We start from the raw sequence: 278 nt of genomic DNA, 5'->3' as shown, positions 1-278 counted from the left end.
AAGAGATAAATTGGAAAAATTTAAATCTTCGATAAAAGCAGCAACCATAGTGCAACGTGAGTCATAATTAAGCATGACTTTTCCCCAGGCATGAGAATAACTGGGAACCAGTAAAACTTGATCAAAATGGGACAGCCGTTCCAGCACAGATTTATGCCCTAAACTGGGGGGATTAAATGCACTGCCAAATACTGCGATCTTTTTTGTCATACTCCTGTTGCCTCTTTCCCCTCTGAACAAAATAAAAATACCAATTTCTTTCTCAATCAGCATTGATC

1 protein-coding gene is annotated in these 278 nt (G+C 38.5%); it reads right to left on the bottom strand.

The genetic code is table 11. From position 1 onward, the window contains the following. Positions 1-278 (bottom strand): nucleotidyl transferase family protein (locus R0J87_RS19835; RefSeq protein WP_498888402.1); only part of this gene is annotated, 278 nt, incomplete at both ends.

The organism is Halomonas sp. SIMBA_159, from assembly GCF_046536035.1.
GTDB classification, from domain to species: domain Bacteria; phylum Pseudomonadota; class Gammaproteobacteria; order Pseudomonadales; family Halomonadaceae; genus Vreelandella; species Vreelandella venusta_A.
The sequence above is the reverse complement of the archived record's forward strand: the minus strand, read 5'-3'. Positions and strand labels throughout refer to the sequence as shown.